The 18,948-nt window shown below is 56.1% G+C and carries 20 protein-coding genes; 10 read left to right on the forward strand and 10 right to left on the reverse strand.

Going from position 1 to position 18,948, the window contains the following annotated elements; genetic code table 11:
* The 4 genes from ACLI4M_RS19430 to ACLI4M_RS19445 all read right to left on the reverse strand — a co-directional run bounded on the left by ACLI4M_RS19430 (position 1) and on the right by ACLI4M_RS19445 (position 5,699).
* The gene (locus ACLI4M_RS19430; RefSeq protein ID WP_301292162.1) at positions 1-1,290 is read right to left on the reverse strand and encodes a lysine N(6)-hydroxylase/L-ornithine N(5)-oxygenase family protein; all 1,290 of its coding nucleotides are present in this window, start codon (positions 1,288-1,290) and stop codon (positions 1-3) included.
* Positions 1,283-2,824, reverse strand: a complete 1,542-nt coding sequence (locus ACLI4M_RS19435; RefSeq protein WP_133623797.1) for a pyridoxal phosphate-dependent decarboxylase family protein — start codon at positions 2,822-2,824, stop codon at positions 1,283-1,285. The genes ACLI4M_RS19430 and ACLI4M_RS19435 overlap by 8 nt, the downstream gene beginning before the upstream one ends.
* A gap of 431 nt (positions 2,825-3,255) precedes the next feature.
* Positions 3,256-4,698 (reverse strand): pyruvate kinase, encoded by a 1,443-nt coding sequence (gene pyk, locus ACLI4M_RS19440; RefSeq protein ID WP_048915836.1) that lies wholly within the window; start codon positions 4,696-4,698, stop codon positions 3,256-3,258.
* A 128-nt stretch (positions 4,699-4,826) separates the two neighbouring features.
* Positions 4,827-5,699 carry a MurR/RpiR family transcriptional regulator gene (locus ACLI4M_RS19445; RefSeq protein ID WP_048915837.1) on the reverse strand — a complete coding sequence of 291 codons (873 nt, stop codon included), beginning with the start codon at positions 5,697-5,699 and terminating at the stop codon, positions 4,827-4,829.
* Between the two features lie 386 nt (positions 5,700-6,085).
* Between ACLI4M_RS19445 and zwf the strand changes: the two genes are divergently transcribed.
* Complete coding sequence (gene zwf, locus ACLI4M_RS19450; protein WP_048915838.1) at positions 6,086-7,561, forward strand: glucose-6-phosphate dehydrogenase; 1,476 nt, start codon at positions 6,086-6,088, stop codon at positions 7,559-7,561.
* 225 nt (positions 7,562-7,786) lie between these two features.
* Positions 7,787-8,425, forward strand: coding sequence for a bifunctional 4-hydroxy-2-oxoglutarate aldolase/2-dehydro-3-deoxy-phosphogluconate aldolase (locus tag ACLI4M_RS19455; protein ID WP_048915839.1), 639 nt, complete (start codon positions 7,787-7,789; stop codon positions 8,423-8,425).
* A gap of 59 nt (positions 8,426-8,484) precedes the next feature.
* Here ACLI4M_RS19455 and purT read toward each other — a convergent pair whose 3' ends face one another.
* The gene (gene purT / locus ACLI4M_RS19460) at positions 8,485-9,663 is read right to left on the reverse strand and encodes a formate-dependent phosphoribosylglycinamide formyltransferase (protein WP_133623796.1); all 1,179 of its coding nucleotides are present in this window, start codon (positions 9,661-9,663) and stop codon (positions 8,485-8,487) included.
* A gap of 138 nt (positions 9,664-9,801) precedes the next feature.
* Here purT and ACLI4M_RS19465 point away from each other — a divergent pair, with 138 nt between their 5' ends.
* Positions 9,802-10,098: a YebG family protein gene (locus tag ACLI4M_RS19465; protein ID WP_133623795.1), complete on the forward strand. Its 297-nt coding sequence runs from the start codon at positions 9,802-9,804 to the stop codon at positions 10,096-10,098.
* A gap of 65 nt (positions 10,099-10,163) precedes the next feature.
* On the opposite strand, the gene ACLI4M_RS19470 is transcribed toward ACLI4M_RS19465, so the two are convergent.
* Complete coding sequence (locus ACLI4M_RS19470) at positions 10,164-10,976, reverse strand: sugar phosphate isomerase/epimerase family protein (RefSeq protein WP_133623794.1); 813 nt, start codon at positions 10,974-10,976, stop codon at positions 10,164-10,166.
* Positions 10,977-11,146: 170 nt separating this feature from the next.
* On the opposite strand from ACLI4M_RS19470, the gene ACLI4M_RS19475 reads away from it, so the two are divergent.
* Both ACLI4M_RS19475 and ACLI4M_RS19480 read left to right on the forward strand, forming a co-directional pair.
* Entirely contained in the window at positions 11,147-11,797 is a 651-nt protein-coding gene (locus tag ACLI4M_RS19475; protein WP_048915843.1) for a tellurite resistance TerB family protein, read from the forward strand.
* 133 nt (positions 11,798-11,930) lie between these two features.
* Positions 11,931-13,991, forward strand: a complete 2,061-nt coding sequence (locus tag ACLI4M_RS19480) for a S9 family peptidase (protein ID WP_133623793.1) — start codon at positions 11,931-11,933, stop codon at positions 13,989-13,991.
* Here the strand turns inward: ACLI4M_RS19480 and exoX are convergent.
* The 3 genes from exoX to ACLI4M_RS19495 form a co-directional block, all read right to left on the reverse strand.
* Positions 13,988-14,653, reverse strand: coding sequence for an exodeoxyribonuclease X (gene exoX, locus ACLI4M_RS19485; RefSeq protein WP_133623792.1), 666 nt, complete (start codon positions 14,651-14,653; stop codon positions 13,988-13,990). The genes ACLI4M_RS19480 and exoX overlap by 4 nt on opposite strands.
* Positions 14,654-14,665: 12 nt before the next feature.
* The gene (locus tag ACLI4M_RS19490; protein WP_133623791.1) at positions 14,666-15,424 is read right to left on the reverse strand and encodes a carbon-nitrogen hydrolase family protein; all 759 of its coding nucleotides are present in this window, start codon (positions 15,422-15,424) and stop codon (positions 14,666-14,668) included.
* 67 nt (positions 15,425-15,491) lie between these two features.
* Positions 15,492-15,722 carry a DNA polymerase III subunit theta gene (locus tag ACLI4M_RS19495; protein ID WP_048915847.1) on the reverse strand — a complete coding sequence of 77 codons (231 nt, stop codon included), beginning with the start codon at positions 15,720-15,722 and terminating at the stop codon, positions 15,492-15,494.
* A gap of 166 nt (positions 15,723-15,888) precedes the next feature.
* On the opposite strand from ACLI4M_RS19495, the gene copC reads away from it, so the two are divergent.
* From copC to ACLI4M_RS19520, 5 genes are all read left to right on the forward strand, one after another.
* Positions 15,889-16,254, forward strand: coding sequence for a copper homeostasis periplasmic binding protein CopC (gene copC / locus ACLI4M_RS19500; protein WP_048915848.1), 366 nt, complete (start codon positions 15,889-15,891; stop codon positions 16,252-16,254).
* On the forward strand, positions 16,254-16,679 hold the full coding sequence (locus ACLI4M_RS19505; protein ID WP_413449742.1) for a hypothetical protein: 426 nt from the start codon (positions 16,254-16,256) through the stop codon (positions 16,677-16,679). The genes copC and ACLI4M_RS19505 overlap by 1 nt, the downstream gene beginning before the upstream one ends.
* Entirely contained in the window at positions 16,624-17,136 is a 513-nt protein-coding gene (gene copD, locus ACLI4M_RS19510) for a copper homeostasis membrane protein CopD (protein WP_413449743.1), read from the forward strand. Before ACLI4M_RS19505 ends, copD begins: the two co-directional genes overlap by 56 nt.
* Before the next feature lie 52 nt (positions 17,137-17,188).
* Complete coding sequence (locus ACLI4M_RS19515; protein WP_133623790.1) at positions 17,189-17,524, forward strand: YebY family protein; 336 nt, start codon at positions 17,189-17,191, stop codon at positions 17,522-17,524.
* A gap of 535 nt (positions 17,525-18,059) precedes the next feature.
* A complete protein-coding gene (locus ACLI4M_RS19520) occupies positions 18,060-18,266 on the forward strand; it encodes a phage tail terminator-like protein (RefSeq protein ID WP_366521330.1) in 207 nt (68 codons plus the stop codon).
* Here the strand turns inward: ACLI4M_RS19520 and ACLI4M_RS19525 are convergent.
* Positions 18,242-18,787: a hypothetical protein gene (locus ACLI4M_RS19525; RefSeq protein WP_133623788.1), complete on the reverse strand. Its 546-nt coding sequence runs from the start codon at positions 18,785-18,787 to the stop codon at positions 18,242-18,244. The genes ACLI4M_RS19520 and ACLI4M_RS19525 overlap by 25 nt on opposite strands.
* Between the last annotated feature and the right edge of the window lie 161 nt (positions 18,788-18,948).

Below are 18,948 nucleotides of genomic sequence, written 5' to 3' on the forward strand. Positions count from 1 at the left end.
TTACTGCTCCTCGCAGGCGGGGAAGGTCTGGAAGGCGATGCGGCGCTCAACGGGATAGACTTCCCGCCCGGTCAGTTCGCGGATCAGCACCGAGTTGCGGTAGCACGCCATGCCGAGGTCCGGGGTGACGAAGCCGTGGGTATGCAGCTCTGCGTTCTGCACAAACACCTGATTGTTGCGGTCGATACTGTAGTTACGCTGCACGTCGTAGCGGCCTTTATCATCCCAGCGCAGCCGCTGGGCGATCCCCTCAATAAACTGCGGCGGCTGATAGTGATAGCCGGTCGCCATGACGATGCCTTCGCTGCGGCGCGTGTAGCTGCGGTCCTGCTCCTGCTGATGCAGCGTTAGCTCAAATTCGCCCTGCGGCAACCAGCGCAGAGCGGTGAGGGCCGAGTGGGTAAACAGATTGACGTCAAGCGTACCGTCCAGCTGCTTAACGTACATCAGGTCATAAATCGCGTTAATCAGCTCGCTGTTGATGCCTTTATAGAGGTTCTTATGCTGGGCGTTGAGGCTATCGCGCTTCTCCGCAGGCAGCTGGTGGAAGTAATCCACCCACTCCGGCGAGGTCATCTCCAGCGTCAGCTTGCTGTACTCCAGCGGGTAGAAGCGCGGGGCGCGGGTCACCCAGTTGAGCTGGTAGCCAAATTTATCGATGTCGCCCAGCAGGTCATAGTAGATCTCCGCCGCGCTCTGGCCGCTGCCGAGTACGGTAATCGAACGCTTCTGCTGCAGCTGGGCTTTGTTCACCAGGTACTGGCTGGAGTGCGTCAGGCGCTGCTGATGCGGCTTGCTGCACTCCGGTAGCCAGGCCTGCGGGCCGGTGCCCAACACCAGGCGGCGCGTCAGCCACTGCTGGCGCTCCCCGCTGCGGCTGTCGTGGCTGCGCACGCGGTAGCACTGCAGCGGCTCATCCCAGCTGACGTCATCAACCCGGCTGTTCCAGCGCAGATTAGTCAGCTGAGCGGCGGCCCACTGGCAGTACAGGTTGTACTCTTTGCGCATCAGGAAGAAATCTTCGCGGATGTAAAATGAGTAAATCTTGCCCTGCTGCTTCATGTAGTTGAGCAGGCTGAAGCGGCTGGTGGGGTCAGCCAGCGTTACCAGGTCGGCCATAAACGGCGTCTGCAGATGCGCGCTCTCCAGCATCATGCCGGTGTGCCAGTCGAAGCCGGGATTCTGATCGAGGAAGATGCCATCGAGATCCTCCAGCGGCTCGGTCAGGCAGGCAAGGCTGAGGTTGAACGGTCCGATGCCAATGCCGATAAAATCGTAAATTTTACTCATGATGCTGGCCTCCTGTGCGCGGCTGGCTGAGCAGCTCGCGCCCGTAATGAACGATAAGCGCGAGGGTATCCTGCAGGTCAGCGAGGGTGGTATTGGGGTTGAGCAGGGTGATTTTCAGATACTGACGGCCATCCACTTTGGTTCCGGCGACTACGGCATTGCCAGAGCGGAACAGCGCCTTGCGCACCCCGGTATTCAGCTCATCGAGCTGCGCATCGCTGTAGCCTGCTTTCGGCACCAGACGAAACACCTGAGTGGTCAGTTCGGGGGCGTGCAGCACCTCCATCACCGGGTGATCGCGCAGCAGCTGGTGCGCCTGCTGACAGCGCTCCAGCAGGCCGTCAAATGCGCTGCCGAGCGTTTCTGCGCCCATAATGCGCAGCGTCAGCCACATTTTCAGCGCGTCGAAGCGGCGGGTGGTTTGAATGCTTTTATTCACCAGATTTGGCGTGCCTTCCTGCTGCGCGCTGAGCGGGTTCAGGTAGTCGGCGTGATGCGTGACGTGGCGCAGATGGCGTTTATCGCGCACCATGAAGGCGCCGCAGCTGACGGTCTGGAAGAAGGATTTGTGATAATCCACCGTCACCGAGTCCGCCAGTTCAATGCCCTCCAGCCGCTCGCGGTGCAGGTTTGACACCAGCAGCCCGCAGCCGTAGGCGGCGTCGACGTGCATCCATAGCCCGTAGCGGCGGCTGAGTGCGGCAATGGCGGGCAGGGGATCGATACTGCCAAAATCGGTGGTGCCACTGGTGGCGACCACGGCAATCGGGATTAATCCCTGCTGCAGACAGGCTTCAATCTCGCGCTGCAGCTCCCCGGCATCCATACGGAACTTGTCATCGTGCGCCACCGGGATCACCGCGTCGTAGCCTAATCCCAGCAGCGCTGCGGATTTTTGAATGCTGAAGTGGCTGAGGCCGGAAGTGAAAATGCGCCATTTACTGGCGTCGGCAGGTAGCCCGTTCTGCTTGATGGTGCGCCCGGGGTGGCTGCGCTCGTACCCGCTGTCACGCGCCAGCAGCATCGCCATCAGGTTTGACTGCGTGCCGCCGCTGGTGAAGATGCCGTCGGCGCTGGCGGGCAGGCCACAGCGCTTCAGCGTCCAGTCGATCACCTTCTGTTCAATCAGCGTGGCGCCAGCGCTCTGATCCCAGGTATCTACCGAGCTGTTCACGGCGGCCATCAGCTGTTCGGCCAGCAGGGAAGGGAGCACCACCGGACAGTTGAGGTGGGCAATGTATTTGGGATGGTGGAACCACACGGCATCCTTCAGCCACAGCTGCTGCAGTTCAGCCAGCGCGGACTCCTCGTCACCCAGTGGCCGGTCGAGGTCGACGCTGGCGAACGCCGGAGCCAGCTCATGCGGCAGGATGCCGCTAAAGGGTTTTTCCACATTGTGCAAGGTACTGGCAATCAGCGCGACTGCCCGCTCGGTCTGGCGTGAGTACGCTTGCAGCTGCGCATCATTGAAAATAAATTTTTCCGGCGGCAGAGAAGATGCCTCTGACTGTGCGGTTTGCGAACGAAAGACCATACCGGTCACCTTTTTTTGCGTAAAGAAGTCCAGCCGTCATATTTTTCTGACAGCACGATCCGCCTGACGCGCTGCGTCAGTTCAGTATGTTTAATGTTTTTTGCCGGTAGCGTTTTTCCGGTCAATAGGTTAAAGCGTGGGCTTTAGCGATATGGGATAATAAAACTCCTTTTTGTGGGGTTTAAACCGCTTTTAATGTCGTAATAGTAATGTGAATGAGATTATAAATAGTAATTATTATCATTCAACAGATTTAATGTGACAAAGGTTGCATAAGCAAACCTAATATCATGAGTGTGATCTGCGTCACAAAAAAAGTGTTTTATAGGTGAAAAATATTTTGTGCGGGGAGATAAAGAGTCAGGATGGCGGCACGACTGCCTGGAGAAAATGAGAAAGATTGGGCCTGAGCGGCCCAATCGGATGGCGGATTACTCGACGCGCAGTACGCGGCTGGTATTGGTGGTGCCGGTGGTGCTCATCACATCACCCTGAGTGACGATCACCAGATCGCCCGACATCAGGAAACCTTTTTCACGCAGCAGGTTAATGGCGTCGTGCGCTGCCGCTACGCCATCATTGTTGCTGTCAAAGAACACTGGCGTCACGCCGCGATAGAGCGCGGTCAGGTTCAGAGTGCGCTCGTGGCGCGACATGGCGAAGATCGGCAGGCCGGAGGTGATACGCGAGGTCATCAGTGCGGTACGACCGGATTCGGTCATGGTGATAATCGCGGTAACGCCCTGCAGATGGTTGGCGGCATACATCGCCGACATGGCAATCGCTTCTTCGATGTTGTCGAACTGCACGTCGAGGCGGTGCTTGGAGACGTTAATGCTGGGGATTTTCTCCGCGCCCAGGCACACTTTCGCCATTGCTGAAACGGTTTCCGCCGGATACTGTCCCGCTGCGGTTTCGGCCGACAGCATCACGGCATCGGTGCCGTCCAGTACGGCGTTCGCCACGTCCATCACCTCTGCACGGGTAGGCATTGGGTTAGTGATCATCGATTCCATCATCTGGGTCGCGGTGATCACGGAGCGGTTGAGCTGGCGCGCACGACGGATCAGCGCTTTCTGAATACCGACCAGTTCCGGATCGCCGATTTCAACCCCCAGATCCCCCCTGGCGACCATGACCACATCAGAGGCGAGAATGATGTCATCCATCGCTTCCTGGCTGGCAACGGCTTCGGCACGCTCAACTTTGGAGACGATTTTCGCTTCGCAGCCCGCTTCACGCGCCAGGCGGCGCGCATAGTTCAGGTCTTCTCCGCAGCGCGGGAAGGAGACGGCAAGGTAATCAACGCCGATTTTGGCTGCGGTCAGAATGTCAGCCTTATCTTTTTCCGTCAGCGCTTCAGCAGACAGGCCGCCGCCGAGCTTGTTGATGCCTTTATTATTAGATAGCGGGCCGCCAACGGTCACTTCGGTAAACACCTTCATGCCCTGGACTTCCAGCACTTTCAGCTGCACGCGACCATCATCCAGCAGCAGAATATCCCCCGGGACAACGTCAGCCGGCAGGCCTTTATAGTCAATACCGACTTTTTCACGGTCGCCTTCACCTTTACCGAGGCTGGCATCCAGCAGGAAGCGTTCGCCGATATTCAGGAACACTTTGCCCTCTTTGAAGGTTGAAACACGAATTTTAGGGCCCTGAAGGTCACCCAGAATCGCCACATGCCGCCCCAGCTTAGCCGCAATTTCACGCACTTTATCTGCACGCATCTGGTGATCTTCTGCTGTGCCATGTGAGAAGTTCAGACGAACGACATTGGCGCCCGCCGCGATGACTTTTTCAAGGTTGTTATCGCGATCGGTGGCGGGCCCCAAAGTGGTTACGATCTTGGTTCTTCTGAGACGTCTTGACATGTATAACTCCGTTGACTTTGAGTGTGGTGTTGCGGGAGCAAGCACTACTTAGGCTGTATCTCTAGTTATATGATATGGGCCAGATGAATTCGACCCTTTACCGTCGTTACTGATTAAAAAACGGTTAATTACTGGCGCGTCAGAGCAGAAATCAGGCTCTCTTTCTCGAAGCGTGAATCCTTGAGGGCTTCTTTCACCCGCTTCAGGTTATCGCGAAATTTCGCCCCGCGCCGCAGGGTGAAACCGGTGGCCAGAACGTCAATCAGGGTGAGCTGCGCCAGTCTGGAAACCATTGGCATATAGATATCGGTGTCTTCGGGAACGTCCAGCGTCAGAGCCAGTGTGGCCTCGCGGGCAAGTGGCGAGCCGGGAGAGGTGATAGCCAGCACGGTGGCATCATTTTCACGGGCCAGCATTGCCAGTTCGACCATACTTTTGGTGCGCCCGGTATGGGAGATCAGCACCATCACATCGCCTTCACCGCTGTTCATACAGCTCATGCGCTGCATCACAATATCATCTGAATAGATGACGGGGACATTGAAGCGAAAAAATTTATTCATCGCATCGTGCGCGACAGCGGCGGATGCGCCCAGGCCAAAAAAGGCGATTTTCTTCGACTGGGTGAGCAGGTCGACCGCGCGATTGACGGCATTAACGTCCAGACTCTGTTTCACCCGGTCGAGACCGGCCATCGCCGATTCGAAAATTTTGCCGGAATAGGACTCGACGCTGTCATCCTGTTCAACATTACGGCTGACATAGGGCGTGCCGTTTGCCAGGCTTTGAGCCAGCTGGAGTTTAAAATCTGGAAAACCGTTGGCATCCAGACGGTGGCAGAAGCGATTAACCGTCGGTTCGCTGACGCCGGCAGCACGTGCCAGCAGCGCAATGCTGGAGTGCATCGCGGTGGCCGGGGAGGCGAGGATCACTTCTGCCACCTTGCGTTCGGATTTGCTCAAATTTTCCAGTTGTAACTGAATTTTTTCCAGCATATTCATATTGCTACCCGCTCATACATTCTGACGATTTCAATCAAAGGAGAAATCGATGTCATTTTGTAGAGAATATACAATGCGCTACAGGCCCGGTGGCAGTAGCATAACGACAATACTTTACATTTTTTGCCAGAGTTTGAGCTGTGTCTGATTTTCACAACTGTAATAACAGTAACAAAAATGTCGAAAAATTACGCACAAACTGAGTGCCACCCCCTGAGGTTTGTCACTAAATTAGGCATTGGTTGAATACATTGTGCCTGAGTGCGTCCGGCTGGTTTACGCGGACCGGGCAAAAGCAGTACATTGTATTGAAACAAAATTACAATAAGAGTCTGTCTGACTACGCAATTTTAGGGACAGGCTAATCCTGCAACGAGGAGAATGAAATGGCGGTTACACAAACAGCCCAGGCATGCGATCTGGTCATTTTCGGTGCCAAAGGCGACCTTGCACGCCGGAAACTGTTGCCCTCACTGTACCAATTAGAAAAAGCCGGTCAGATCCATGAGGACTCCCGCATCATCGGCGTTGGCCGCGCTGAGTGGGATAAAGCAGCCTATACCAAGGTGGTGCGTGAAGCGCTGGAAACCTTCATGAAGGAGAAAATCGACGAAGCGCTGTGGGATAAGCTCAGCAACCGCCTCGATTTCTGCAACCTGGATGTGAACGACAGCAGTCATTTCCCCCGCCTCGGTAAGATGCTGGACCAGAAAAAACGCGTCACTATCAACTATTTCGCGATGCCACCAAGCACTTTCGGCGCGATCTGTAAGGGGCTGGGCACTGCCAAGCTGAATGCGCACCCGGCGCGCGTAGTGATGGAAAAACCGTTGGGCACTTCGCTGGCGACCTCGCAGGAAATTAACGATCAGGTCGGTGAGTACTTCGACGAGAGCCAGGTTTTCCGTATCGACCACTACCTCGGTAAAGAGACGGTGCTTAACCTGCTGGCGCTGCGTTTTGCTAACTCGCTGTTTGCTTCCAACTGGGATAACCGCACCATCGACCACGTGCAGATTACCGTGGCCGAAGAAGTGGGAATCGAAGGCCGCTGGGGTTACTTTGACCAGGCTGGCCAGATGCGCGATATGATCCAGAACCACCTGCTGCAGGTTCTGACCATGGTGGCGATGTCACCGCCGGCGGACCTCTCTGCCGACCGTATCCGCGACGAAAAGGTGAAAGTGCTGCGCTCCCTGCGCCGTATTGACCACACCAACGTGCGTGAAAAAACCGTGCGTGGCCAATACACGTCCGGCTTCGTGCAGGGCAAAAAAGTGCCTGGCTACCTGGAAGAAGAGGGAGCGAACAAAACCAGCACCACGGAAAGCTTCGTCTCTATCCGCGTGGATATCGACGACTGGCGCTGGGCGGGCGTGCCGTTCTACCTGCGTACCGGTAAGCGTCTGCCGACCAAATGTTCTGAAGTGGTGGTCTACTTCAAGAATCCGGCGCTGAACCTGTTCAAAGATACCTGGCAGGAGCTGCCGCAGAACAAACTGACCATTCGCCTGCAGCCGGATGAAGGCATGGATATTCAGATCCTGAATAAAGTGCCTGGCCTGGACCACAAGCACAACCTGCAGACTACCAAGCTGGATCTGAGCTTCTCAGAAACCTTCAACCAGTCGCACCTGGCAGATGCCTATGAGCGCCTGCTGCTGGAAACCATGCGCGGTATTCAGGCACTGTTCGTGCGCCGTGATGAAGTGGAAGAGGCGTGGAAGTGGGTCGACTCGATTATGGATGCCTGGGCTGCCGATAAAGAAGCGCCTAAGCCTTATCAGGCGGGCACCTGGGGGCCGGTGGCTTCCGTCGCGATGATCACCCGCGATGGTCGCTCATGGAATGAATTCGAGTAGTTCATGCCTGAACAGTAAAACCCGCTGCGGCGGGTTTTTTTATGGTCAAAATTCAGATTCATTAAAAATGAACCTCCATTTTAAAAATAACCAGGTGGCATAGACGCCTGCGGGCTTTCTCCTGTATGGTAGAGCACGCAATCATATTCCTGACGCTGTAGGCGTCACTTTTGCCTGCAACGATCCGCCAGGACGGGAGGCAGGCCCGACAGGAGAAGGTCACAGATGAGTCACTGGAAAACAAGCGCAGAACAGATCCTCACCACCGGCCCGGTCGTTCCGGTTATCGTAGTCAACAAGCTGGAGCACGCGGTACCGATGGCGAAAGCGCTGGTGGCGGGCGGCGTGCGCGTGCTGGAAGTGACGCTGCGTACTCCCTGTGCGATGGATGCCCTGAAAGCGATGGTGCGTGAAGTGCCGGAGGCGATTGTCGGTGCAGGGACGGTGTTAAACGCTCAGCAGCTGCAGGAAGTGACCGATGCTGGCGCGCAGTTTATTATCAGCCCGGGGCTGACTGAACCGCTGCTGAAGGCGGCCGTTGCCGGCTCTGTGCCGCTGATCCCCGGTATCAGTACCGTGTCTGAGCTGATGACCGGTCTTGATTATGGCCTGCGCGAATTTAAGTTCTTCCCGGCGGAAGCTAACGGCGGCGTGAAAGCCCTGCAGGCCATTGGCGGCCCGTTCCCGCAGGTGCGTTTCTGCCCGACGGGCGGGATCTCTCCGGCAAACTATCGCGACTATCTGGCGCTGAAAAGCGTGCTCTGCATCGGTGGTTCCTGGCTGGTGCCCGCCGACGCGCTGGAAGCAGGGGATTATGAGCGTATTACCCAGCTGGCGCGCGAAGCGGTGGCGGGCGCACGTTAAGCGAGCAGAGATGAAAAAAGGGCGCTGATATCAGCGCCCTGAGTTTTACCGCCTGCCAATTACCCGCTGACTTTAACCTGAGCAGCCGCTGCGACGGCACGCTGTACCGCATCATCAATATCATGACCGGTGGCCAGCGCCACGCCCAGCCGACGCTTACCCTGAATTTCCGGCTTGCCAAACAGGCGCAGCTGTAAACCCGCCCCGAGTGCTGCTGACAGATTGCCAAACTGCACGTTAGTGCTGTCCAGTTCTGGCAGGATCACTGCCGATGCCGCCGGGCCGTACTGACGAATGCCGCCAACGGGCAGGCCAAGGAAGCCACGCACGTGCAGCGCGAACTCGGAAACATCCTGCGAAATCAGCGTGACCATCCCGGTATCGTGCGGGCGCGGGGAGACTTCGCTAAACACCACCTCATCACCACAGACAAACAGCTCCACGCCAAACAGGCCGCGACCGCCAAGGGCGGTAACCACTTTCTTCGCAATATCCTGCGCGCGCTGCAGAGCCAGTTCGCTCATCTGCTGCGGCTGCCAGGATTCGCGGTAGTCGCCATCTTCCTGACGGTGGCCGATGGGCGCACAGAAGTGGATACCGTCAACCGCATTAATGGTCAGCAGCGTAATTTCAAAATCAAACTTCACCACGCCTTCAACGATGACGCGGCCCGCGCCGGCACGGCCACCCTGCTGGGCATATTCCCAGGCGGCATCCAGCTGCGAAGCTGTGCGAATAAAGCTTTGACCCTTGCCGGATGAGCTCATGACGGGCTTGACGATGCACGGGAAGCCAATCTCATCAGCCGCTGCGAGAAAGGCTTCACGGCTGTCGGCGAACTGGTAGGTTGAGGTAGGCAGCGCCAGCTCTTCTGCCGCCAGGCGGCGGATACCTTCGCGATTCATGGTCAGCTTCGCCGCGCGGGCGGTGGGCACCACGTGCTGGCCCTGTTTTTCCAGCTCGATTAGCATATCGGTGGCAATCGCTTCGATCTCCGGCACCACAAAGTCCGGTTTCTCCTGGGCGACCAGCGCAGCCAGCGCGGCGCCATCCAGCATGTTGATAACATGACTGCGGTGCGCAACGTGCATTGCCGGGGCATCTGCGTATCGGTCAACGGCGATAACTTCCACGCCCAGACGCTGGCACTCCAGCGCCACCTCTTTGCCCAGTTCACCAGATCCTAACAGCATTACGCGGGTTGCTGCAGGGCGCAGCGCGGTTCCAAGAGTCGTCATAATCTCTACCTGAATGGATTAAAAAAACGCGCGCAGTATAAACGAAAACGTTTGCGTATTCATCCGGCAGTTTGCACTTGAGTCAAAAAAGCGCCGCTGCTATACTGTATAAAAATACAGTTAAACGGGACGAAAATCATGGCTGTTGAGATCAAATACGTTGTCGTCAGAAAAGGTGAGGAAAAGATGACATTTGCCAGCAAGAAAGAAGCCGATGCCTACGACAAGATGCTCGACATGGCGGAAGTGTTCTCTGACTGGCTGAGCGCCAGCCCGCTGGAGATAGACGAGCAGCAGGGCGAGGCGCTTGGCCTCTACCTGGCCGAGAATAAAGACGCGCTGCAGCAGATCCTGCGCACCGGCAAGCTGCCGGAAGAGAGCAGCGCGGCCGACGGCAGCGAAGACGTCGCCGAAGGCAAACTGCGCGCGGTTTAACCTGCTCTGTAGGGGTCAGGCATGCCTGACCCTGACCCTGACCCCTGGGGACGCATGCTTCAACCCTACAGTACACCACGCAGGGCATTCATTGCCGCTGCTGCCGTAGCAAACGGATCGGCCGCCTTACGCCGATCGTTAAACACCTCCAGTCCTATTGGCCCGCGGTAGTCAATCTTCTGCAAATGGCCCAGTAAATCCTCCAGCGGATAATGGCCCTCTCCCGGCAGCAGGCGCTGATGACGGGCGACATCAACCAGACTGCCATCTTCCGGCTGCTTGTCGAGGTCGGAGAGCTGCACCAGATAAATTTTGTCTGCCGGAATACCCACCAAATCTTCAACGCTGCGCTGGCGCACAAATATATGAAAGGCATCAACGACCAGCCCCAGATTGGGCGCATCGATGCGCTTCACCAGCTGCCAGGCGGCGGCGGTGTTATTGATCTGCTGGCTCCAGGCCATCGCTTCATACGCCACGCGTAATCCCCGCCCGGCGGCCTGCGCCACCAGCCAGCGCAGATCGTCTTCCACCCGTTCAGCCTGGCAGCGCGCATGGGTTGAGGCGGGAACCAGTACGGTAGATGCCCCCAGCTGCTGTGCCGTGGTCATCATCCGCAGGGCTTCTTGGCGCTTGCTGTCGCGCAGATCGTCCGGCGCGCCGTCAAAGTCCAGCAGAACCTGATAATCGGTCAGACCAAGCGAGCGCGAACGGCATAACGCCGTCAGACTTTCCACGCCACCTTCTGCTGCCTCAACATCCTGCTGCCACAATTCAACCTGAGCGAAACCTGCCTGGGCAGCGGCTGCAAGCTTTTCCTGCGGGTTGCCCCCTAACAGTACGGTATTGATAAAGAGTGGATTGGTTGAAAATCTCATGTGGCTCCTTAAGCTGTTTTCCCCTGGCCTTTTAAAATAGGAACAAATTACCGTCTCCACCAGCAGGGGAACGGTAACAAACAGTGAAAATTTTAGCGCCTTTTCATGCTTTGACGTTTCCTGACGCGGGGTCACCTATTGTGGTGTTTTCTGGCAATGAAGGAGTGAGTATGAGCAACTGGCTGCAACAGATTCAGACGGTATTAGGCAAAGCGGGTAAATCGTCCGGTGGTGAAGGCCTGAGCAAGATGCTGGCGCCCGGGGCACTCGGCGGGCTGGCTGGATTACTGATTGCCAGTAAGTCATCGCGTGGATTGCTGGCTAAATACGGTAAAAATGCGCTAATCATTGGCGGCAGCGCCGCCGCAGGTGCCGTGCTGTGGAATAAATATAAGCAGCGCGTCAGCGAAACGCATCAGGATGAGCCGCAGTTCGGCCAGCAGAGCACGCCTGTCGATCGCCGCGCTGAACGACTGATTGAAGCGCTGGTGTTCGCGGCAAAAAGCGACGGGCATATTGATGCAGAAGAGCGCAAAGCCATCGATCAGCATATTCACCAGTCGGGATTGGGCACGCAGGCCGAGCAGATTGTTCAGCGCGCCATCGACCGGCCACTGGACCCGAATACGCTGGCTGCGGATGTGAAAAATGAAGAGGAAGCGCTGGAAGTCTATTTCCTCAGCAATCTGGTGATCGACGTCGACCACTTTATGGAGCGCAGCTACCTGCAGGCGCTGGGCGATGCGTTGAAAATCCCCGCCGACGTGCGGCAGTCGATTGAAACGGATATCCGCGCCGAAAAACAAAAACTTCCTGCCTGAACCTGAAGGCGGTGAAGTTATCGCCTTTCAGCTCATCCCCCGTGCTGATTGCCAGATTGTTCGCCATAACCCCTTGGCAATCAGCCTGGTTGCTGCCAACCTTACAGACAGACACAGCAACCGCGAAGATAATATGACACCTCCTAAAGCACAAAAAATCCCTCATGTGATGTCGCTGCACGGCGATACGCGCACCGATAACTACTACTGGCTGCGCGACGATGAGCGTGAAAACCCGCAGGTGCTGGCGCATCTGCGCGCTGAAAATGATTACTGCAAAGCGGCATTACTGCCGCAGCAGGCGCTACAGGCACAGCTGCTGAAGGAAATTGTCGAGCGCATCCCCCAGCGTGACCATTCAGTGCCCTATGTGAAAAAAGGCTACCGCTATCAGAGCCGCTATGAAGAGGGCAATGAGTACACCCTCTATACCCGCCAGCCTGCTGAGACCACAACCCCGGACGTCTGGGATACGCTGCTGGACGGCAACGAGCGTGCCGCTGACAGCGAGTTCTATACCTTAGGCGGCGTGGCGATCAGCCCGGATAACCAAGTGATGGCGGTGGCGGAAGATTTCCTCTCGCGCCGGGTGTATGGCATCCGCCTGCGCAATATACGCAGCGGGGAGTGGTATCCGGAGGTGCTGGAAGGCGTGGCTTCCAGCATGACCTGGGCGGCCGACTCGCGCACGCTCTACTATGTGTTGAAAGACAAAAAGACGCTGCTGCCTTATCAGGTCTGGCGCCATACGCTTGGGACGCCGCAGTCGCAGGACCAGCTGGTGTATGAGGAGCTGGACGATACGTTCTACGTCAGCGTTTATAAGACCACCTCTGAGCAGTTTGTGGCTATTGCGCTTGGTAGCAGCACCACCAGTGAGATCCTGCTGCTGGATGCTGAGCAGCCGGATGCGCAGCCGCAGGTTTTCAGCCCGCGCCGCAAGGATCACGAATACAGCGTGGATCACTACCAGCAACAGTTCTATATACGTTCCAACCGCGAAGGCAAAAATTTCGGCTTATACCGCAGTGAGCGTTTCGAGGAGCAGCACTGGCAGACGTTGATTGCCCCGCGTAACAACATCGTGCTGGAGGGTTATGCGCTGTTTCGCGACTGGCTGGTGGTGGAGGAGCGCGAGCGTGGGTTGACCAGCCTGCGGCAGATCAACTGGCAGAGCGGGGAGAGCAGCGCCATTGCTTTCGATGACCCGGCCTATGTCACCTGGATCGGCTACAACCCCAGCCCGGACAGCAGCAAGCTGCGCTATGGCTACTCCTCAATGACCACACCCGATACGCTGTTTGAGCTGGATCTCGACAGCGGCGAGCGCGAAGTGCTGAAGCAGACCGAAGTGAAGGGGTTTGATGCCGGTAAGTACCTCAGCGAGCGTCTGTGGATCAGCGTGCGTGATGGTGTTGAAGTGCCGGTATCGCTGGTTTACCGCAAGGACAGCTTTACGCCGGGCAGCAATCCACTGTTGGTTTATGGCTATGGTTCCTACGGCAGCAGCATGGATGCCGACTTCAGCGCCAGCCGTCTCAGCCTGCTTGACCGTGGTTTTGTCTTTGCCCTGACACATATTCGCGGCGGGGGTGAGATGGGCCAGCAGTGGTACGACGATGGGCGTCTGCTGAATAAGCTCAACACTTTTCACGACTTTATCGACATCACCCATGCGCTGGTGGAAAAAAGTTACGGCGATCCGGCAAAACTGTATGCCATGGGCGGTAGCGCCGGTGGCCTGCTGATGGGAAGCGTAATGAATATGGCGCCAGAGCGCTTCCACGGCATCGTCGCGCAGGTACCGTTTGTTGACGTTGTCACCACCATGCTGGATGAGACGATCCCGCTGACCACCGGTGAGTATGATGAGTGGGGTAACCCCAACGACGAAAAGTATTACCACTACATCAAACAGTACAGCCCGTATGACAACGTCAGCGCCCAGGCCTATCCGCACCTGCTGGTGACGACCGGGCTGCATGACTCCCAGGTGCAGTACTGGGAACCGGCAAAATGGGTGGCAAAACTGCGCGAGCTGAAGACCGATGACAACCTGCTATTGCTGGACACCGATATGGATTCCGGCCACGGCGGTAAATCAGGACGTTTTAAAGCGTATGAAGGCGTGGCGCTGGAATATGCGTTTCTTATCGCGCTGGCGACCGGACTGCTGCCCGGTCAGAACGCTTAATCAACCGCGCTCAGCGCCCGCTGCATAGCACTGCGTAAGTCGGGCTTCAGATCCGTGATATTTTTTAGCATCCATTTTAAATATCCCGGATCTTTCTTCGCCACTTCATCCACTTTCTGCCCACGATATTTGCCGAACGGGAAGGTATTTACCGAGCCCTGCACCTGCATACGGCGCACCATCTCGGCGGCATCCCAGCCGCTAAACGACATAATGCGGATCAGTAAAGCGGCCGTGACGTAGCAGTCGTACAGCGCGCGGTGGGCGTGCAGATCGGCAGGGGGCTCGACGTCCAGCTGCAGCGTCTCGCGCAGCGCCTGGTTACTGTATTTGAGGCCGGGCCACAGGCGGCGAGACAGCGTCATGGTGCAGATCCACTCACCGTGCATCTCCGGCAGCATGCGGCGGTCAAAGCTGGCGTTATGCGCCACGTAATGGCTGCTGCCGTGATAGCGACCGATAGCCTCTTCGATGGTCGGTTTACCGTGCACCATCGCTGGGGTAATTCTGTGGATCGCCATCGCCTGGTGGCTGATAGGGCGGTCGGGGGAGATCAGGTCGCTCATCGGATTGACGATCTGCCCGTCCACCACATCGACTGATGCCACTTCGACGATGCCACCCTGCAGCCCGCAGGTTTCCGTGTCTATCACGCGTAACATAACTTCTCCCGTTTACAGATTTGACGGGCAGGGTAACGGATGTGCCTCTCCCTGCCAATGGCTGGCGTTGCGCCGGGCAACAATCAGCTGCTCACCCTCGCCGCCGCGCACTACCTGGCGACCGCTCTGATCCCAGAAAGCGCTTTTTCCGGCGCAGATATAACCCCCGCTCGGCCACGCATGGTTGGCCATAACGATCGCCATTTTATACTCGCGCGACCAGTGGGCAAGGTACTCGCAATCGGTCTCGTAGCCGTTCTCTGACACCAGCACGCTGGTAGCATAGAGATCGGCACCGCGGTGAGCGGCATCACGGGCATACTCCTCCACGCTGATATCGGCGCAGATGGCGATGGCGACATGGTGATGCTGATAGCCAAACAGCGGCAGGGCTTCGCCCCGGGTGAATATCTGCTGCTCCGGGCCAAAGAGATTGCGTTTACTGTAGGCGAGACGGGTGCCGTCCGGCAGGAAGGTCAGTGCCGAAAGGCGCACGTTTTTACCACTTTGCAGCGGCAGGCCGATGCTAATCCCCATCTGATGCTCCTGCGCGGCATCGGCGAAGGCTTGCAGACGCGGATCGTCAGTGCTCATCGCCAGTTTCGCCATCAGCGGCAGCTCATACCCCGTCAGGGAAAGTTCAGGAAACATCAGCAGATCAACATGGTGTACAGCGGCGTAGCGGACAAATTCGAGGTGGTGCTGAAGGTTCCAGGCAATATCCCCTGGACGTGAACCTGACTGTGCTGCAGCGATAGTCCAACTGGACATAGGTGCTCCCCCGAGACGAGAAAGTAGGTGTCTTATCTCAACCGAAGCGGGAGCAAAACGCAAGTCGCTATTTTTGCTTGGGTTCCCAGGGCAGGCGGGAGAGTGAAAGTGAGGCCTGACGATAATGCATCAGACGCTGGCGAAACCAGTCACGCAGCGCTTCTGGCTGCTCGCGCTCAACCATTTCGGCGATGACCGGCATGTTATAACGCTCTTTAAACGCCACGCCTGCGGCGGCCAGATCAACGTTAACCTTATCTTTCTCATCCTGCGGCAGCGTGGCCAGATTGTAACTCATAATGTCCTCCCGATGGTTTGTGGCAGAAAGTAATGCAGAAGGCACGGATTAGCAAGTTTCAGCGTGGATTGATAGCTGCTATCACCTCGACACTGGTTTTTAAGCGGAGTATTCTTTCGGCCTCAGGCAGCAAGGTGCTGCGCATTGTTAAGGATAATTGCGATTCATGCGTAACTTCTTCAAGATCTCCGGCTTACTTACTGCCGCTCTTTTTGCCCAGCAGGCTTCTGCTCATGCACATCTTAAAAGTGAATACACCTCGTTAAATCCGGCGGGCAGTCAATATCCCAATGCGCTGACCATCCAGTTTACTGAAAATGTCGAGCCGGCGTTTAGCGGCATCGTCGTGACCCATATGGATAACTCGCCGTTGCCGCAGCTAAAGGCGAAACGCGTTCCAGGCCAGCGCGACACGCTGCGCGTGCAGTTCAAGCAGCCGCTGAAAAGGGGTGAGGAGTATAAGGTCAGCTGGCACGTATTGTCAGTAGATGGTCATAAGACAAAAGGGAACTACACCTTTAGCGTGCCGTAATGATCTCACTGGCAGGCGTCTACATCCTGTGCCGTTTTGTGCACTTCAGCGCGCTGATGTCGCTGGCGGGGGCGGGTGCCATGACGGTTATGCTGGCCCCGGAGCACTATCGCCAGCCACTCAGCCAGCGGCTGATGCCGCTGATGCGCGCTGCCAGCTGGCTGACGTTCCTGAGCGCGCTGCTACTGCTGGCCGCGCAGACCGGGCTAATGGGCGATGGCTGGCAGGATATTCTCGATGGGGAAACCTGGCTTGCCGTGCTGCAAACCCGGTTCGGCCTGGTCTGGCAGGGCCAGTTAGCCTGCGCGCTGCTGGGCTGCCTCGCACTTTGGCTGCGCGGCAGTGCGCGCCAGAACGGCCCTGTTGCTCATGGCGCTGACACAGCTCGCCGGCCTGGCATTTGTCGGGCACGCGGCAATGCTTGAGGGCTGGATGGGCGTGCTGCAGCGCACTAACCAGATGGTGCATCTGATTGCTGCCGCATTCTGGGCGGGAGGACTGGTGCCGGTGGTGCTGCTGATGCGCTTAGCACGCCAGGATAAGCCGCAGTATGAAGCGATTTGTACCATGATGCGCTTCTCGCGCTATGGCCATCTGGCGGTTGCGCTGGTGCTGATAAGCGGCATGGTCAACGCGCTGCTGATCCTTGGCTGGCCGCCCGGCAGTTTCCGCCTCTACAGTCAGCTGCTGCTGTTAAAAACCCTGCTGGTGGCGGCGATGATAGCCATCGCCCTGTTTAACCGCTACTGGCTGGTGCCGCGCTTTCAGCGCAGCGGAGAAGGGGCGCAGCAACATTTTATGACCACCACGCTGGCTGAGATAGCGCTGGCGGCGGCGGTCGTGCTGACGGTCAGCGTGTTTGCCACGCTGGAACCGTCATAAGCCCGATGATTATTCACATGGCAGATTAAGTTTTATTGTTTGAGGTATAGAGATGAAAAAGTTGGCACTGTTATTGGTAGCACTGGGCGTTAGCAGCAGCGCAATGGCCGGAATTGAAACCGTCAGCCGCTTTGAGATGGGCAAAGACAACTGGCCGTTTACCCGCGAAGAGATCATGCTGAGCTGCGAAAAGGGCAACGTGCTGTTTGCCATCAATGACGGCACGCTGGTGCAGTATCCGCTCAACGCCGAGGCCGAGGCGAAGGTGAAATCCGGCCAGTCAAAAGGCTTCCCTATCGACAAGATTCTGGCAGACGATCCCACTCATCCCGGCGAGAAGAAAAGCCTGGCGCCTATCATCGCCCGCGCCGAAAAACTCTGTCGCTGATCCTCAGCGCTGGCGCATCTGTCGCGGTTCGCCAGCCTGGATTTCTGAGCGGTTAACTCGTGCCGCGCAGCAAAACCCTCTGGTTATATGCAGCCGGGATCACAGCGCTAACAATCAGTTGCCGGGCTGTTGACAACTGGCTGGAAATCCCCCACTTCTGGTCTACCTTTTAAAGTGCAAGGCGTAACCGCCTGCATAAATGCCAACTTTTAGCGCACGGCTCTGAAAAGAGCCATTTCCCTGGACCGAAGACAGGAATCGTCTTCGGTCTTTTTTTAACCATTAGAATAGTATAGATATTTTCTCGTGAAAAACGAAATTACACGAAAAATCCACGAAAACACATTTCCCGGTCTAAATGATAGTGTACTCTCGACCGCGCCCGTCGATGTACTCATCTGTTTGTTCAACATTCCTATGCCCGAGTAACTTTTGTGCGAATTCTTCACCACTTTGCTTGTTGTAAAGCCCGCCACACCCTCTACGGTTAATCTTGCTAAAGTACAAGGTGAACTAAGGCGTTTATCAGGTGAAAGTGGTTATCCCGGCAGCTCAGAGCAGAGCTGAGGGAAAGGAAATTGCCGCAGGTATTGAAGCGCTGTTAGAGAATGGCACGGAAATGGAGGGGGAGGGCTTCGTCTGTTACATGATCGGGGAACCCGCGCAGTATGCGGGCGTTCCCACGACAACCAGATTCACAATCCCCGTCAGCATGAATTATCGCATCGACAATCGTAATTGATGCATGGGCGCAAGTAATGGAGTTAAAATGGCCTTGCAGTCGGTAAATGCTCGTTGAATATGACGATTCATATATAATACTTGTGGTCCAATTTGAAATGCTATGTCATCATCATATTTCGACTCCAATCGTGTGCTGTTTACTTGAAGTATAATGCCTTTGCCGTAACAAGTATTGAAAGTTGCTTTTACACCCTCTGCTGTAAGCATGTGTTGATCAGCATCGATATGACACATCGCATCACGACAGTGTTTAATAGCATCAAATACGTCCGAAACATTTTTCCTCGCGGATGTCGGGTGAGTGAAGGGAGTTATGTCCTCCGAAAAACAAATTTTATGATTAATGCCTTTGCATTTATGCATTAAATCGTTGACCAGGATTAGTAATTCGATGAATGCAGAGCGGAAGAGTGGATTTCCACGATTAGTTTCTTCAAAAATCCCAGTGTTTAATAAATCCTCAGCTCTGATAATTGATGAGCATATATCTGTCTGAGTAAAAAAATCAAAGTTTGACATAAAACTACCTCTTTTAATGATTACTAACCTTATATTACCACAGGAGTGCTAAAATGAGCTTTGCTTTGCCCAACGGCGCGACCACTGCCTGATTTTGAGGGTAGGGACGTCTTGGGGTTCGCATTTAGTTCGATGGACTGGCGGGTTAGTACCTCTTATGC

Source organism: Erwinia sp. LJJL01 (genome assembly GCF_047300805.2).
Classification (GTDB): domain Bacteria; phylum Pseudomonadota; class Gammaproteobacteria; order Enterobacterales; family Enterobacteriaceae; genus Erwinia; species Erwinia aphidicola.

Bases quoted from the DNA above. Each gene is read 5' to 3' on its own strand.
- ACLI4M_RS19430 (WP_301292162.1), bottom strand. From the start codon at position 1,290: ATGAGTAAAATTTACGATTTTATCGGCATTGGCATCGGACCGTTCAAC.
- ACLI4M_RS19435 (WP_133623797.1), bottom strand. From the start codon at position 2,824: ATGGTCTTTCGTTCGCAAACCGCACAGTCAGAGGCATCTTCTCTGCCG.
- pyk (WP_048915836.1), bottom strand. From the start codon at position 4,698: ATGTCAAGACGTCTCAGAAGAACCAAGATCGTAACCACTTTGGGGCCC.
- ACLI4M_RS19445 (WP_048915837.1), bottom strand. From the start codon at position 5,699: ATGAATATGCTGGAAAAAATTCAGTTACAACTGGAAAATTTGAGCAAA.
- zwf (WP_048915838.1), top strand. From the start codon at position 6,086: ATGGCGGTTACACAAACAGCCCAGGCATGCGATCTGGTCATTTTCGGT.
- ACLI4M_RS19455 (WP_048915839.1), top strand. From the start codon at position 7,787: ATGAGTCACTGGAAAACAAGCGCAGAACAGATCCTCACCACCGGCCCG.
- purT (WP_133623796.1), bottom strand. From the start codon at position 9,663: ATGACGACTCTTGGAACCGCGCTGCGCCCTGCAGCAACCCGCGTAATG.
- ACLI4M_RS19465 (WP_133623795.1), top strand. From the start codon at position 9,802: ATGGCTGTTGAGATCAAATACGTTGTCGTCAGAAAAGGTGAGGAAAAG.
- ACLI4M_RS19470 (WP_133623794.1), bottom strand. From the start codon at position 10,976: ATGAGATTTTCAACCAATCCACTCTTTATCAATACCGTACTGTTAGGG.
- ACLI4M_RS19475 (WP_048915843.1), top strand. From the start codon at position 11,147: ATGAGCAACTGGCTGCAACAGATTCAGACGGTATTAGGCAAAGCGGGT.
- ACLI4M_RS19480 (WP_133623793.1), top strand. From the start codon at position 11,931: ATGACACCTCCTAAAGCACAAAAAATCCCTCATGTGATGTCGCTGCAC.
- exoX (WP_133623792.1), bottom strand. From the start codon at position 14,653: ATGTTACGCGTGATAGACACGGAAACCTGCGGGCTGCAGGGTGGCATC.
- ACLI4M_RS19490 (WP_133623791.1), bottom strand. From the start codon at position 15,424: ATGTCCAGTTGGACTATCGCTGCAGCACAGTCAGGTTCACGTCCAGGG.
- ACLI4M_RS19495 (WP_048915847.1), bottom strand. From the start codon at position 15,722: ATGAGTTACAATCTGGCCACGCTGCCGCAGGATGAGAAAGATAAGGTT.
- copC (WP_048915848.1), top strand. From the start codon at position 15,889: ATGCGTAACTTCTTCAAGATCTCCGGCTTACTTACTGCCGCTCTTTTT.
- ACLI4M_RS19505 (WP_413449742.1), top strand. From the start codon at position 16,254: ATGATCTCACTGGCAGGCGTCTACATCCTGTGCCGTTTTGTGCACTTC.
- copD (WP_413449743.1), top strand. From the start codon at position 16,624: ATGGCGCTGACACAGCTCGCCGGCCTGGCATTTGTCGGGCACGCGGCA.
- ACLI4M_RS19515 (WP_133623790.1), top strand. From the start codon at position 17,189: ATGAAAAAGTTGGCACTGTTATTGGTAGCACTGGGCGTTAGCAGCAGC.
- ACLI4M_RS19525 (WP_133623788.1), bottom strand. From the start codon at position 18,787: ATGTCAAACTTTGATTTTTTTACTCAGACAGATATATGCTCATCAATT.